The organism is Pseudomonas sp. SYWMCR5, from assembly GCF_057197165.1.
On record NZ_JBXUNH010000003.1, the window covers coordinates 163801 to 178575 of the forward strand.

Consider the following 14775-nt stretch of genomic DNA (forward strand, 5'->3'; position numbering starts at 1 on the left):
CTGTAGCGGCCCTGTCGCGGGGCCGCCACCGATTTCAGGCCGACACCGCCACCCCCACGGCCGCCTTGCCCAGCAGCCGCTTCATCCGCCATTCGAACGCCAGTGTCAGCGCCACCGCCGCGCACGCCAGCCCCAGCGCCAAGCCCCACCAGATACCCACCGCACCCCCGCCGAGGGTGAAGGCGAACACCCAGGCGCAGGGTGCGCCCACCAGCCAATAGCACAGCAGGCCGATCACGAACGTGGTCTTGGCGTCCTTCAGGCCGCGGATCGAGCCCATGGCGATGGTCTGCGTGCCGTCGAACAGCTCGAACCAGGCGGCCACCATCACCAACTGCACGGCGAGCGCGAAGATGGCGGCGAACGCCGGGTCATTGCGGTCTACCAGCAGCCCCACGAAGGTTTCCGGAAACAGCCAGAACAGCACCGCGAAGGCGAACATCACCACCGCGCCCAGGCCGATTCCGATGCGCCCGGCGCTGCGCGCGGCCAGCAGGTTGCCTGCACCGTAGTACAGCCCGACCCGCATGGTCACCGCGTAGGACAGCCCGGTCGGCACCATGAACGCCGCGGAAATGATCGGCAGGGCGATCTGGTGCGCGGCCAGCTCGGTATCGCCCAGTACACCCATGCACAGGGCGGCGAAGGCGAACAGGCCGACCTCGACGATGTAAGTGCCGCCGATCGGCAGGCCCAGCCGCCACAGCTCGCGCAGTGCATCGAGCGAGGGGCGTGACAGGCCCTTGCGCAGCGGATAGGCGTCGTATGCGCGGTGCCAGTGGATGTACAGCGCCAGGGCGATGGCCATGCCCAGCGACACCACGGCAGTGACCAGGCCGATGCCCATCAGGCCCAGCTTGGGCAGGCCGAACATGCCTTCGATCAACGCGTGGTTGAACAGGTAGTTGAGCACCGTGCCCACCAGGCTGATGATCATCACCGGGGTCGAATGGCCCAGGGCACTGGTAAAGCCGCGCAGGGCCATGAAGGTCAGGTAGCCGGGCAGCGCCAGGGGCAGCAGGGTGAGGAACTGCATGGCCATGTCGACGTTGTCGGGACGCTGGCCGAACAGCAGCAACACAGGTTTGAGGTTCCACAACACCAGGGCCGCGCCCAGCGCCAGGCCCCAGGCCAGCCACAGGCCGTTCTGCGCCAGGCGCGTGGCCCCGGCGATGTCACCTGCGCCCTTGCGGAAGGCCACCAGGGTGCCGACCGCAGCGATCACGCCCAGGCAGAAGATCGACACGAACGAGTAGCTCGCCGCACCCAGGCCGCCCCCTGCCAGCGCCTGTGGGCTGATGCGCGCCATCATCAGGGTGTCGGTGAGCACCATCAGCATGTGCGCCAATTGCGAGGCGACCAGGGGCCCGGCCAGGCGCAGCAGAGCCTTGAGTTCGGTGGTGGGCGCGACATGCATGGGGCGAAGTCCTTGAGTATGAGTCCTACAGCGAGAATTGGGGATTCTGAGGCTTCGGTCAGCATTCCACAAAAGGATAAAAGCGATCGTTGGCATGAGTTCAACTCATGGATGTATGATTTCGATGATTCGCCTCATGCCCACGTATGACAGGTGTCCCATGTCCCGTCAGCTACCACCGCTGTATGCCCTGCGCGCATTTGAAGCGGCCGCGCGGCTGAGCTCCTTCACCCGCGCCGGGGAGGAGCTGTCCATTACCCAGAGTGCGGTCAGCCGCCATATCCGCACCCTCGAAGAGCACTTTGCCTGCCGGCTGTTCGTGCGCAACGGCCGCAACCTGCAGCCCACCGAGGCGGCGCGGATGCTGCTGCCTGGCGTGCGCGACGGTTTCGCGGCACTGGAGCGGGCCTGCAATACCTTGCGCGGTGAGGACGACATCCTGCGCATGAAAGCCCCCTCGACCCTGACCATGCGCTGGCTGCTGGCGCGCCTGAGCCGTTTCCGCCACTTGCAGCCGGGCAACGAGGTGCAACTGACCAGCGCCTGGATGGACGTCGACCATGTGGACTTCAATCAAGAGCCCTTCGATTGCGCGGTACTGCTCAGCGATGGCAGCTTTCCGGTGGATTGGGAGGTGCGCCGGCTGTTCGCCGAGCTGCTGATCCCGGTGGGCGCCCCGGACCTGCAGGCCGAGGCGCCCTGGGATGCGCGCAGGCTGGCCAGCGTCGAGCTGCTGCACCCGACGCCCGATCGTCGCGACTGGCGCAGTTGGCTGGCGCGCATGGGCCTGAGCGAAACGGTGTCGCTCAAGGGCGGGCAGGTGTTCGACACCCTGGAGCTGGGCATGATCGCCGCCGCCCGGGGTTATGGGGTGTCGATGGGTGACCTGCTGATGGTCGCCGAAGACGTTGCCCAGGGGCGCCTGAGTCTGCCATGGCCGACGGCGGTGGCCAGCGGTCTGGACTATTACCTGGTGTGGCCGCGCACCCGGCCGGGGGGCGAGCGACTGCGGCGCTTGAGTGCCTTCTTGCAGGAGGAAGCGGCGGCGATGGATTTGCCTGAGGTGGAGATCCTGGGAGCGTCTTGAGCGGGCCGATTCAGAACGTATTCGTTGCAAGATTTTTCATGAAATCCGCCCGCGAACCTTGAGCAAGTCGAAGTGGAAGTGAACAATGTTCGCTTTCGTATTCTCGCCGAGATCGCCCCATGATTCCCCGTTCCCGTCCGCTCGCCTGGTTGCCGGCCTTGTTGCTCGGTCCGGTGCTGGCGCTGTGCAGCACCCTGGCGCAGGCCGAAGCCCCCGCCGAGGCCACCAAGGCGTTGCACCTGCTGGACTACATCGGTGCCGACTACCCGCCGACCGTGCATGACGGCAAGGTGGTGGATGAGGGTGAATATCGCGAACAGCAGGAGTTCAGCGGGGTGCTGGCCGAGCTGGTCAAGGGCTTGCCCGCCAACCCCGAGCGCGACGCCCTCGAGCAGGGTGTGCAGGCGCTGCGCCAGGCCATCGAGCAACGCCAGGACGGTGGCGGCGTGGCGCACCAGGCTCGGCAGTTGGGTGCGCGGCTGGCGGTGGCCTATGAGGTCAGCCAGGCGCCGGTGATCACGCCGGATCCGGCTCGCGGTGCCGCGCTGTATGCGCAGAACTGCTCGATCTGCCACGGTGACAGCGGTGCCGGTGACGGCCCGGCGGGTGTCGGCCTGGAGCCTGCGCCGGCCAACCTGCGCGATGCCCAGCGCCTTGACCAGTTGAGCCTGTTCGACCTGTACAACACCCTCGGCCTGGGTATCGAGGGCACCGAGATGCCGTCATTCGCCGATCAGCTCGACGAGCGCCAGCGCTGGGACGTGGCCGCCTACATTGCCAGCTTCACCGCCGACCCGCAGGCGGCCAAGGGCGACAAGACCTGGAACATCGCCGACCTGGCCCGCCAGACCCCGGCCGAAGTCGGCGCCAATGAAGGCGCCGACGCCGTTGCTGCATTCCGTGCCCAGCGCGCCCAGCCACCGCAGGTCAAGCGTGGCCCGGCACAGCTGCTCGAATACACCTCCAGCACCCTGGACAAGAGTCTGGCGGCCTACCGCGAGGGCGATCACGACCAGGCCTACGACCTGTCGGTGGCCGCTTATCTCGAAGGTTTCGAGCTGGTGGAGAGCTCGCTCGACAACATCGACGCGCAGGTGCGCAAGGATACCGAGAGGTCGTTGATGGCCTACCGGCAGTCGCTGCAGGATGGCCTGCCTGCCGAGCAGGCCGCGCAGCGCCTGGCCGAGGCCAAGGTCAAGCTGGAGCAGGCTGCGAAACTGCTTGGCAGCGACGGCCTGAGCTGGTCGCTGAGCTACATCTCCGGGCTGCTGATCCTGCTGCGCGAGGGCCTGGAGGCGATCCTGGTGCTGGCGGCGATCCTCGCCTTCCTGCGCAATACCGGGCAGCAGTCGGCGGTACGCAGCGTCAACATCGGTTGGGGCCTGGCCCTGGTTGCAGGTTTCGCCACCTGGGCCCTGGCGGCCTACGTGATCGATGTCGGCGGCGCCCAGCGCGAGTTGCTCGAGGGCTGCACGGCGCTGTTCGCTGCGGTCATGGTGCTGTGGCTGGGGGTGTGGATGCATGACCGGCGCCACGCCGCAGCCTGGCAGGACTACATCAAGAGCAGCCTGCTCAGTGGCGGCGGGCGCTTCGGCTTCGCCATGCTGGCGTTCTTCTCGGTGTACCGCGAGCTGTTCGAGGTGATCCTGTTCTACGAAACCCTGTGGCTGCAGGCCGGGCCTGCCGGGCACCAGGCGGTGCTGGCCGGTGGTGCCACTGCGCTGGTGTTGCTGGTGGGGTTGGCCTGGGTGATCCTGCGCGGGTCGGCGAAGCTGCCGCTGTCGCTGTTCTTCAGCATCAACGCCGCGTTGTTGTGCGCCCTGTCGGTGGTGTTCGCCGGGCACGGCGTCAAGGCACTGCAGGAAGCTGGGGTGCTGGGCACGCGGCCGGTGCCGTTCTTCGAGTTCGATTGGCTGGGGATTCACGCCGACGCCTATTCGCTGAGTGCGCAGGCGGTGGCGTTGCTGGCTATCGTGGCGCTTTACGGGCGCTCGCGGATTGCCGAGAAGCGCAGGGTAGCAGCGAACTGAGGTCGGGGCTGGCACACTATCTCTTTTCGAATTACGGAAACATCGTCATGCGCATATGGATCGACGCCGACGCCTGCCCCAAGGCGGCCAAGGACCTGATCGTCAAGTTCGCCCTCAAGCGCAAGCTGGAAGTGGTGATGGTGGCCGGCCAGGCCGTGGCCAAGCCGGCCTTCGCGATCGTGCGGCTGATCGTGGTGCCCAGCGGCATGGATGCCGCCGACGACTACCTGGTGGAGCATGCCGAGCCCGGCGAGCTGGTGATCTGCAGCGATGTGCCGCTGGCCGATCGCCTGATCAAGAAGGGTGTAGCGGCGCTGGATCCGCGTGGTCGCGAGTTCGACGAGCGCAACATGGGGGATCGGCTGGCGGTGCGCAACCTGTTCACTGAATTGCGTGAACAGGGGCAGGTCGGCGGCGGGCAGGCGCCCTATGGCGAGCGGGAGAAGCAGGCGTTTGCCAATTCGCTGGATCGGATCCTCACGCGGTTGACGCGTTGACCTTTTCGCGGCCTTGCCCGCGAAAAGGCTCGCCCTGATGCGTTTCAGTCCTTCTCGTGAGTCAGCTCCAGCACCCGATCCACCAGTTTGTAGATTCCACCCGCCGCTTCGCTGATCGACTTGGCCAGCATGTAGGCCGGGGTGGTCACCAGCTTGCGCTGGGTGTCTTCGACGATGTCATGTACATCGCACTCTTCATGGGTGCCGCCCATCTTCACCACGGCTGCGCTGGTGCCGGCATCGTTGCCGATGGTGCAGACCACGCCCGGGCCGTAGATCTTCGCGGCCAGCGCCGGCGAGATGCAGATCAGGCCGACCGGCTTGCACGCCGCCGCGAAAGCCTCGGCCAGCGCCAGCACATCGGGGTTCACGCTGCAGTTGGCGCCTTCGACGGCGAAGTTGGACAGGTTCTTGGCTGCGCCGAAACCGCCGGGCACGATCAGCGCGTCGAAGTCCTCGGCCTTGGCTTCGCGAATGTCCTTCACTTCACCGCGGGCGATGCGCGCCGACTCCACCAGCACATTGCGCGACTCGGGCATTTCTTCGCCGGTCAGGTGGTTGATCACGTGCATCTGCGCGATGTTTGGCGCGAAACACTGCACCTGGGCGCCGCGCTGGTCGAGGCGCAGCAGGGTGATCACGCTTTCGTGGATTTCGGCGCCGTCATAGACGCCACAGCCGGAAAGAATCACCGCTACCTTTTTCGTCATGCTCATTACTCCAGTGTCGAGGCGCTAAATGTCCTCTAGTTTGGCAGATGTGGCCATAGGGGTTGTGTGCGACGCGGCCTAATCTCTGTGGATAACGCTTGGAATCGTCGCCATGGACCTGATTCTGCTGGCCGTGCCGTTCTTCTTCGTGCTGATTGCTGTGGAGCTGGTCGCCGACCGGCTGCGCGGGCAGCGCAACTATCGTCTGGCCGATTCGATCAACAGCCTGAGCACCGGGGCGCTGTCGACCAGTACGGGGCTGCTGACCAAGGGCGTGGGGCTTGTCAGCTACGCGTTGGTCTGGGAGCACCTGGCCCTGCTGCGCCTGCCGGACAGAGCGGTTTGGGTCTGGCTGCTGGCGTTCGTGCTCTACGACTTCTGCTATTACTGGCTGCACCGCCTCGGCCATGAGCGCAACGTGCTGTGGGCGGCGCATTCGGTGCATCACCAGAGCGAGGAGTACAACCTCACCACCGCCCTGCGCCAGACCAGCAGCGGCTTTCTCTTCTCGTGGATCTTCTACCTGCCGCTGGCCCTGGTTGGCGTACCGCCGCTGGTGTTCGTCACCGTGGCATCGCTGAACCTGCTGTACCAGTTCTGGGTGCATACCCGCCACGTGCCCAAGCTGGGCTGGCTCGAGTGGGTGCTGATCACGCCGTCCAACCATCGCGTCCACCATGCGCAGAATCCTTTGTACTTGGATCGCAACTACGGCGGCGTGTTCATTCTCTGGGATCGCCTGTTCGGCACTTTCCAGGAGGAAGACCCGCGCGAGCCCGTGGTGTTCGGCGTGACCACGCCGCTGGCGAGCTGGAACCCGTTGTGGGCCAACCTGCAGTTCTATGCCCAGCTCTGGCGCGATGCGCGGCGCACTCGCAGTCTGTGGGACAAGCTGCGGATCTGGTTCATGCCCACCGGTTGGCGACCGGCGGATGTGGCGCTGGGTTATCCACAGGCCAAGGCCGATCTGGCGCAGTTTCGCAAGTTCGAGATACCGCTGGGCCGGGCCCAGCAGCTGTACGTGGCGCTGCAGTTCGCCGTGTATGCGGGCTTGGGCAGTTACCTGATGGAGGTGGCCGACCGCGTGCCGCCAGTGGCGCTGGTGCTGGGCTGGACACTGATGGCGTTTGGCTTGTTCGTGCTTGGGATGGCGCTGGAGAACCGGCCTCGGGCCGCGCGCCTTGAGCTGCTGCGGCTGGTGTCCAACGGCCCGGCGCTTTACCTGGGCGGGGCGCTGGGCCTAGGGACGGTTACGCCCTTGGCCTGGCTTCTGCTCGGGCTCTACAGCCTGCTCAGCCTGTGGGGATTGGCCTTCTGCCGCCGCCTTGCGCTCCGCACGCAGGTTGCGGAAACGTCGGCGCAGCCAGAGCAGTCCGCCCAGCACCAGCAGGCCACCGAGCACCCATAGCTCGTATTTCTTCACGTTGCCCAGCAGGCCTTCGAGGATGGCGCCGAAGTGATAGGCCGCCGCGCCCAGGGCCAGGGCCCAGATTGCCGCGCCGATGCCGTTGAGCAGCAGGTAGCGCCGCGGAGGATAGCCGGACAGGCCGATGGCCACCGGCATCACGGTGCGCAGCCCATAGACGAAACGGAAGCTCAGCACCCAGATGTCGGGATGGCGGCGGATATGCTCCAGCGCGCGGTCGCCCATCGCCTGCCAGCGCGGTTTGCGCGCAAGGATCTTGCGCCCGTGGCGACGGCCCATGAAATACCAGAGCTGGTCACCGGCATAGCTGCCGAAGAACGCCACCACCACGACCAGGCTAATGTCCATGTATCCACGGAACGCGAGGAATCCTGCAAGTACCAGGATGGTCTCGCCTTCGAAGAAGGTGCCTAGAAAGAGGGCGAAATAGCCGAAATCCTGCAGGAATTGTTGAAGCATTTTCTGAGGTGCTGGCGAAATGAACGCGCAGCCTACCCCTTCGCGCGCCTGGGGGAAAGTGTCCAAATGTGTCTCGACGTGAACATTTCCTACAAGGACAATGCCTGCGGCCACAAGTCGCAGGGTTGCTCTTCCCTGTAACCTAGGCGTCATAATGGGCGCTTATAACTGTCGCGCTAGCCCGCCTGCGCGGGCTCAGGAGTCTGCCGTGAGTTTTACCCCCGCCAACCGCCTGTTTCCTGCTACCCGCCTGCGTCGCAACCGCCGGGACGAATTCTCCCGTCGTCTGGTTCGCGAGAACACCCTGACCGTCGATGACCTGATCCTGCCGGTATTCGTGCTGGACGGCGAAAATCGCCGCGAGGAAGTGCCGTCGATGCCGGGCGTCGAGCGCCTGTCGATCGACCTGCTGCTCGAAGCCGCACAGGGTTGGGTGGAGCTGGGGATTCCGGCGCTGGCGCTGTTCCCGGTCACCCCGGTGGAGAAAAAGTCCCTCGACGGTGCCGAGGCCTGGAACCCGGACGGCATCGCCCAGCGTGCCACCCGCGCCTTGCGTGCGCGCTTCCCGGACCTGGGGGTGATCACCGACGTTGCGCTCGACCCCTTCACCACCCACGGCCAGGACGGCATCCTCGACGAAGAGGGCTACGTGCAGAACGACATCACCGTCGACGCCCTGGTGCGTCAGGCGCTGTCGCACGCCGAAGCGGGTGCCCAGGTGGTGGCGCCGTCCGACATGATGGACGGTCGTCTGCAGGCGATCCGCGAAGCCCTGGAGCTGGCCGGTCACGTCAACGTGCGCATCATGGCTTACTCCGCCAAGTATGCCAGCGCCTACTACGGCCCGTTCCGCGATGCGGTCGGCTCGGCGCTGAACCTGGGCAAGGCCAACAAGGCCTCCTACCAGATGGACCCGGCCAACAGTGACGAGGCCCTGCATGAAGTGGCCACCGACCTCGCCGAAGGCGCCGACATGGTCATGGTCAAGCCGGGCATGCCGTACCTGGACATCGTTCACCGCGTCAAAACCGAATTCCGCGTGCCGACCTTCGTGTATCAGGTCAGCGGCGAATACGCCATGCACATGGCGGCCATCCAGAACGGCTGGCTCAGCGAGGCCGTGATTCTCGAATCCCTCACCGCTTTCAAACGGGCCGGCGCCGATGGCATCCTCACCTATTTCGCCGTGCGTGCCGCTCAATTGTTGAGAGGGCAGTAACGCCCTCACAGGAACGTCAGATGAATAACGAAGTGCTCACTGCTGTCGAGATCAAGGAAGCCAAGGCCCTCCCGGAGGAACTGATGCAGACCCCGCCGGACCTCCCAGCGGCGCCTGCACCTGAGCCGGTGCCTGTCGTCGAGGCCGCCGCCCCGGCGCCGGCCCCGGCGATTCCGGTGCCGGGCCTGGACGACAGCAGCCTGTACATTCATCGTGAACTCTCGCAGCTGCAGTTCAACATCCGCGTGCTGGAACAGGCGCTGGATGAGTCCTACCCGCTGCTGGAGCGTCTGAAGTTCCTGCTGATCTTCTCCAGCAACCTCGACGAGTTCTTCGAGATCCGCGTCGCCGGGCTTAAGAAGCAGATCAATTTCGCCCGCGAACAGGCCGGCGCCGACGGCCTGCAGCCGCATCAGGCGCTGGCGCGGATCAGCGAGCTGGTGCACCTGGAGGTGGACCGCCAGTACGCGATCCTCAACGACGTGCTGCTGCCGGAGCTGGAGAAGCATGCGATTCGCTTCATCCGCCGCCGCCACTGGACGCCCAAGCTCAAGACCTGGGTGCGTCGCTTCTTCCGCGACGAGATCGCCCCGATCATCACCCCGATCGGCCTCGACCCAACCCACCCGTTCCCGCTGCTGGTGAACAAGAGCCTGAACTTCATCGTCGAGCTCGAGGGCGTCGATGCCTTCGGTCGCGACTCGGGCCTGGCGATCATTCCGGCGCCACGCCTGCTGCCGCGGGTGATCCGTGTGCCGGAAGAGGTTGGCGGCCCCGGCGACAACTATGTATTCCTGTCGTCGATGATCCACGCTCACGCCGACGACCTGTTCCAGGGCATGAAGGTCAAGGGCTGCTATCAGTTCCGCCTGACCCGAAACGCCGACCTGGCGCTGGACTCCGAAGAGGTCGACGACCTTGCCCGCGCCCTGCGTGGCGAGCTGTTCTCGCGCCGCTACGGCGATGCTGTGCGCCTGGAGGTTGCCGACACCTGTCCGAAGCACCTCTCCGACTACCTACTCAAGCAGTTCAGCCTGAGCGAGAGCGAGCTTTACCAGGTCAATGGCCCGGTCAACCTGACCCGTCTGTTCAGCATCACCGGCCTGGACAGCCACCCGGAGCTGCAGTACACCCCGTTCACCCCGGCGATCCCGAAGATCCTGCAGAACGCCGACAACATTTTCAGCGTCATCAGCAAGCAGGATGTGCTGCTGATGCACCCGTTCGAATCCTTCACCCCGGTGGTCGACCTGCTGCGCCAGGCCGCCAAGGACCCGCACGTGCTCGCTGTGCGCCAGACCTTGTACCGCTCCGGGGCCAACTCGGAGATCGTCGACGCGTTGGTCGATGCGGCGCGTAACGGCAAGGAGGTCACTGCGGTGATCGAACTGCGTGCGCGTTTCGACGAAGAGTCCAACCTGCAGATGGCCAGCCGCCTGCAGGCAGCCGGCGCGGTGGTGATCTATGGCGTGGTCGGCTTCAAGACCCACGCCAAGATGATGCTGATCCTGCGCCGCGAGCAGGGCGAGATCGTCCGCTACGCGCACCTGGGTACCGGTAACTACCACGCCGGCAACGCCCGCCTGTACACCGACTACAGCCTGCTGACCTCCGATGACGCACTCACCGAGGACGTCGGCAAGCTGTTCAGCCAGCTGATCGGCATGGGCAAGACCCTGCGCATGAAGAAGCTGCTGCATGCACCCTTCACCCTCAAGAAGGGCATGCTCGACATGATCGCCCGCGAGACGCAGTTCGCGCTCGACGGCAAGCCGGCGCACATCATCGCCAAGTTCAACTCGCTGACCGATGCCAAGGTCATCAAGGCCCTGTACAAGGCGAGCCAGTCGGGCGTGCGCATCGACCTGGTGGTGCGTGGCATGTGCTGCCTGCGCCCGGGCATCCCGGGGGTGTCGCACAACATCAATGTGCGCTCGATCATCGGCCGCTTCCTCGAGCACACGCGGGTGTTCTACTTCCTCAACGGCGGCGAGGAGCAGATCTACCTGTCCAGCGCCGACTGGATGGAGCGCAACCTCGACAAGCGTGTCGAGACCTGCTTCCCGGTAGAGGGCAAGAAGTTGCTGCTGCGGGTGAAGAAGGAGCTCGAAGGCTACCTGACCGACAATACCCAGGCCTGGACCTTGCAGCCTGATGGTCGTTATGTGCGCAGCACGCCGACCGGCAACCAGAACCCGCGCAGCGCCCAGGCGACCCTGCTGGAGCGCCTGAGCAACCCGGTGCTGAACGTACGGTAGTCAGATTGCTGGGGCTGCAAAACAGCCCCAGCACACTCAAACCTTCAACGCACGCTCAGCACGAACCCGACCCGCGCCAGCCACTCAGCCTCGTTGGCGAAGTCGGCCTGGGTCAGCTGGTTCTGCTCCAGCCAGCCTTCAGGGAACACCACTTCCAGACTGTCGTCGGCAGCCTTGAGCTCGACCTTGGGCATTTGCTGGGTGCCGCGGATGTGGTGGAAGAGGATGGCGAAGCGCAGCAGCACGCACAGGCGGATCAGCTTGACGCCTTCGTCGCCGAACTCGGCGAACTTGTCCTTGGGGATGTTGCGGCGATGGCCGCGTACCAGCAGGGCCAGCATCTGCTGGTCCTCGCGGGAGAAGCCCGACAGGTCGGAGTGCTCGATCAGGTAGGCGCCGTGCTTGTGGTAGTGGTAGTGGGCGATGTCCAGCCCGACCTCATGCACCTTCGCCGCCCAGCCCAGCAGGTCGCGCCAGTTGCCGTTTTCCAGATCCCACGCCTTGGCCACCTGGTCGAAGGCGTGCAGCGCCTTGCGCTCCACCCGTGCGGCCTGGCCCTGGTCGACGTGATAGCGCTCCATCAGCGAGTTCAGCGTGCGCTCACGCACGTCCTCGTGATGATGGCGGCCGAGCAGGTCGAACAGCACGCCTTCACGCAGGGCGCCGTCACAGTGGTCCATGCGCTGCAGTTCGAGGGCGTCGAAGATCGCCTCGAGAATCGCCAACCCTGCAGGGAAGATGGTGCGCCGGTCCGGTTTGACGCCGTCGAAGTCGATCTTGTCGACTTCGCCCAGCTTGAACAGCTTGCGCTTGAGCACGGCCAGGCCTTCGGCGTTGACTTCGCCGTTGCCATGGCCGTTGGCTTTGATCGCGGCGCCGATGGCGCGGATGGTGCCCGACGAGCCGATGGCCTCGTCCCAGGTCAGGCGGTGCAGGGCGTTCTCGATGCTCATCAGCTCAAGGCGTGCGGCGGTGTAGGCCTGGGCGTAGCGTGCCGGGGTGATCTTGCCGTCGCGGAAATAGCGCTGGGTGAAGCTTACGCAGCCCATCTGCAGGCTCTCGCGCAGCAGTGGCTCGAAGCGTTGACCGATGATGAACTCGGTGCTGCCGCCGCCGATATCGGCGACCAGGCGTTTGCCGGGCGTGTCGGCGAGGGTGTGCGACACACCCAGGTAGATCAGGCGCGCCTCTTCACGGCCTGAAATGACCTCGACCGGATGGCCGAGGATGGCTTCGGCACGCAGGATGAAGTCATTGCGGTTGCGCGCTTCACGCAGGGCGTTGGTGCCGACGATGCGCACTGCGCCGGCCGGCATGCCGTTGATCAGCTGGGCGAAACGCTTGAGGCATTCGAGGCCCCGCTGCATGGCTTCTTCGCTGAGCTGGCGGTCTTCGTTGATGCCCGCAGCCAGTTGAACCTTCTCCCCCAGCCGTTCGAGAATGCGGATCTCGGTATGGTGGGCCTTGGCCACGACCATGTGGAAGCTGTTGGAGCCAAGGTCGATGGCGGCGATCAGAGACAGGTTCTTCGCGGTGGTTTGCGGCATGATCTGGATGTTCTCGGTCGATAACCCGGCAATCCTGCCATGATCGCGGGCATACGCCAACGCGCGACATGGCGAGGATTGATGCAGGGCAATGTGCGGGTGGCCTGGATGACTGATCAACAAAGGCCTCGGACAAATCCTATGACGCTTGTATGACGGTTTCGATTCGGGGCGTCTTGCACAACTATAGTTACACTCAATCGGCCGTGGCTTCCTGTAGGGCGTGGGTGCGGCTATGATGGGCAACGTTTTTTATGCTTACGACCTGGAGAACTCCATGAGCAGCGATCTGATCAAACACGTCACCGACGCCACCTTCGAAGCCGAAGTGCTGCAGGCTCAAGGCCCGGTGCTGGTCGACTACTGGGCTGAATGGTGCGGTCCATGCAAGATGATCGCTCCGGTCCTGGACGACATCGCCTCCACCTACGAAGGCAAGCTGACCGTCGCCAAGCTGAACATCGACGACAACCAGGAAACCCCGGCCAAGCACGGCGTGCGCGGCATCCCGACGCTGATGCTGTTCAAGAACGGCAACGTCGAGGCCACCAAGGTCGGCGCGCTGTCCAAGTCCCAGCTGGCTGCGTTCCTCGACGCCCACCTGTGATGTGAAAAAGCCCCGCGAATGCGGGGCTTTTTTTGCCCCTGAGGCTCGATTTCCCCTGTCAAAACCACTAGACGTCGAAAAAAGCAAGTGTTACATTCGGCCTCGCACTGCTTCTCCAGTGCCCTCTGCACGCCGTCGCGACGCACTCCCAATTCGAATCAGTACGCGATCCTGTCGCCAATCTAGCGGCGCGACCTCATTAAGCCAGAAGCTTAATTCCCCCCTTCTTACATGATTACGTCACTCCCCTTATGAACCTGACAGAACTCAAGCAAAAGCCGATTACCGATCTGCTGGAAATGGCCGAACAGATGGGCATCGAAAACATGGCCCGTTCGCGCAAGCAGGACGTGATTTTCGCCCTGTTGAAAAAACACGCGAAGAGCGGCGAAGAGATCTCGGGTGACGGCGTGCTGGAGATTCTCCAGGATGGATTCGGTTTCCTGCGTTCGGCAGATGCCTCGTATCTGGCCGGCCCTGACGATATCTACGTCTCGCCCAGCCAGATCCGCCGCTTCAACCTGCGCACCGGCGACACCATCGTCGGCAAGATCCGCCCGCCGAAGGAAGGGGAGCGTTACTTCGCCCTGCTGAAGGTCGATACCATCAACTTCGACCGTCCGGAAAACGCGAAGAACAAGATCCTGTTCGAAAACCTGACGCCGCTGTTCCCGAACCATCGCCTGAAGATGGAAGCCGGTAATGGTTCCACCGAGGACCTCACCGGCCGTGTCATCGACCTGTGCGCGCCTATCGGCAAAGGCCAGCGCGGCCTGATCGTCGCTCCGCCGAAAGCGGGCAAGACCATCATGCTGCAGAACATCGCGGCCAACATCACCCGTAACAACCCCGAGTGCCACCTGATCGTCCTGCTGATCGACGAGCGCCCGGAAGAAGTGACCGAGATGCAGCGCACCGTGCGCGGCGAAGTGGTCGCCTCGACCTTCGACGAGCCGCCGACCCGCCATGTGCAGGTTGCCGAAATGGTGATCGAAAAGGCCAAGCGCCTGGTCGAGCACAAGAAGGACGTGGTCATCCTGCTCGACTCCATCACCCGTCTGGCGCGTGCCTACAACACCGTGATCCCGAGCTCCGGCAAGGTCCTGACCGGTGGTGTCGACGCCCACGCCCTGGAAAAGCCCAAGCGTTTCTTCGGTGCTGCCCGTAACATCGAGGAAGGCGGCTCGCTGACCATCATCGCCACCGCGCTGGTCGAGACCGGCTCGAAGATGGACGAGGTCATCTACGAAGAGTTCAAGGGTACCGGCAACATGGAGCTGCCGCTGGACCGCCGCATCGCCGAGAAGCGTGTGTTCCCGGCCATCAACATCAACAAGTCCGGCACCCGCCGCGAAGAGCTGCTGACTGCCGACGACGAGCTGCAGCGCATGTGGATCCTGCGCAAGCTGCTGCACCCGATGGATGAAGTGGCGGCCATCGAGTTCCTCATCGACAAGCTCAAGCAGACCAAGACCAACGATGAGTTCTTCCTGTCGATGAAGCGCAAGTAAGCGTTTC

At 64.4% G+C, this 14775-nt stretch carries 11 protein-coding genes and 1 pseudogene; 8 read left to right on the plus strand and 4 right to left on the minus strand.

Features of this window, described 5'->3' with window-relative positions; translation table 11 throughout:
* Positions 1-34: 34 nt before the first annotated feature.
* Entirely contained in the window at positions 35-1417 is a 1383-nt protein-coding gene (locus tag AC2CGW_RS11180) for a NorM family multidrug efflux MATE transporter (protein ID WP_186669892.1), read from the minus strand.
* Positions 1418-1577: 160 nt separating this feature from the next.
* Here AC2CGW_RS11180 and AC2CGW_RS11185 point away from each other — a divergent pair, with 160 nt between their 5' ends.
* From AC2CGW_RS11185 to AC2CGW_RS11195, 3 genes are all read left to right on the plus strand, one after another.
* Positions 1578-2504: a LysR substrate-binding domain-containing protein gene (locus AC2CGW_RS11185; protein WP_186721046.1), complete on the plus strand. Its 927-nt coding sequence runs from the start codon at positions 1578-1580 to the stop codon at positions 2502-2504.
* A 119-nt stretch (positions 2505-2623) separates the two neighbouring features.
* Positions 2624-4534, plus strand: coding sequence for an FTR1 family protein (locus tag AC2CGW_RS11190; RefSeq protein ID WP_484574047.1), 1911 nt, complete (start codon positions 2624-2626; stop codon positions 4532-4534).
* 47 nt (positions 4535-4581) lie between these two features.
* Entirely contained in the window at positions 4582-5031 is a 450-nt protein-coding gene (locus tag AC2CGW_RS11195) for a YaiI/YqxD family protein (protein ID WP_054894100.1), read from the plus strand.
* 44 nt (positions 5032-5075) lie between these two features.
* On the opposite strand, the gene elbB is transcribed toward AC2CGW_RS11195, so the two are convergent.
* Entirely contained in the window at positions 5076-5741 is a 666-nt protein-coding gene (gene elbB / locus AC2CGW_RS11200) for an isoprenoid biosynthesis glyoxalase ElbB (RefSeq protein ID WP_484574048.1), read from the minus strand.
* Positions 5742-5853: 112 nt separating this feature from the next.
* Here elbB and AC2CGW_RS11205 point away from each other — a divergent pair.
* Positions 5854-6432, plus strand: a pseudogene (locus AC2CGW_RS11205) (sterol desaturase family protein); the annotation flags it as partial.
* Between the two features lie 549 nt (positions 6433-6981).
* Here AC2CGW_RS11205 and AC2CGW_RS11210 read toward each other — a convergent pair.
* Positions 6982-7626 carry a DedA family protein gene (locus tag AC2CGW_RS11210; protein ID WP_186669887.1) on the minus strand — a complete coding sequence of 215 codons (645 nt, stop codon included), beginning with the start codon at positions 7624-7626 and terminating at the stop codon, positions 6982-6984.
* 208 nt (positions 7627-7834) lie between these two features.
* Here AC2CGW_RS11210 and hemB point away from each other — a divergent pair, with 208 nt between their 5' ends.
* Positions 7835-8845: a porphobilinogen synthase gene (gene hemB, locus AC2CGW_RS11215; RefSeq protein ID WP_186669886.1), complete on the plus strand. Its 1011-nt coding sequence runs from the start codon at positions 7835-7837 to the stop codon at positions 8843-8845.
* A gap of 20 nt (positions 8846-8865) precedes the next feature.
* Positions 8866-11103 carry a polyphosphate kinase 1 gene (ppk1, locus tag AC2CGW_RS11220; RefSeq protein WP_186721038.1) on the plus strand — a complete coding sequence of 746 codons (2238 nt, stop codon included), beginning with the start codon at positions 8866-8868 and terminating at the stop codon, positions 11101-11103.
* Between the two features lie 44 nt (positions 11104-11147).
* On the opposite strand, the gene ppx is transcribed toward ppk1, so the two are convergent.
* Positions 11148-12650: an exopolyphosphatase gene (gene ppx / locus AC2CGW_RS11225; RefSeq protein WP_186709989.1), complete on the minus strand. Its 1503-nt coding sequence runs from the start codon at positions 12648-12650 to the stop codon at positions 11148-11150.
* Positions 12651-12927: 277 nt separating this feature from the next.
* Between ppx and trxA the strand changes: the two genes are divergently transcribed.
* Together trxA and rho are read left to right on the plus strand one after the other, a co-directional pair.
* A complete protein-coding gene (gene trxA / locus AC2CGW_RS11230) occupies positions 12928-13257 on the plus strand; it encodes a thioredoxin TrxA (RefSeq protein WP_009684153.1) in 330 nt (109 codons plus the stop codon).
* A gap of 251 nt (positions 13258-13508) precedes the next feature.
* Entirely contained in the window at positions 13509-14768 is a 1260-nt protein-coding gene (gene rho, locus AC2CGW_RS11235; protein ID WP_039581904.1) for a transcription termination factor Rho, read from the plus strand.
* Positions 14769-14775: the final 7 nt, after the last annotated feature.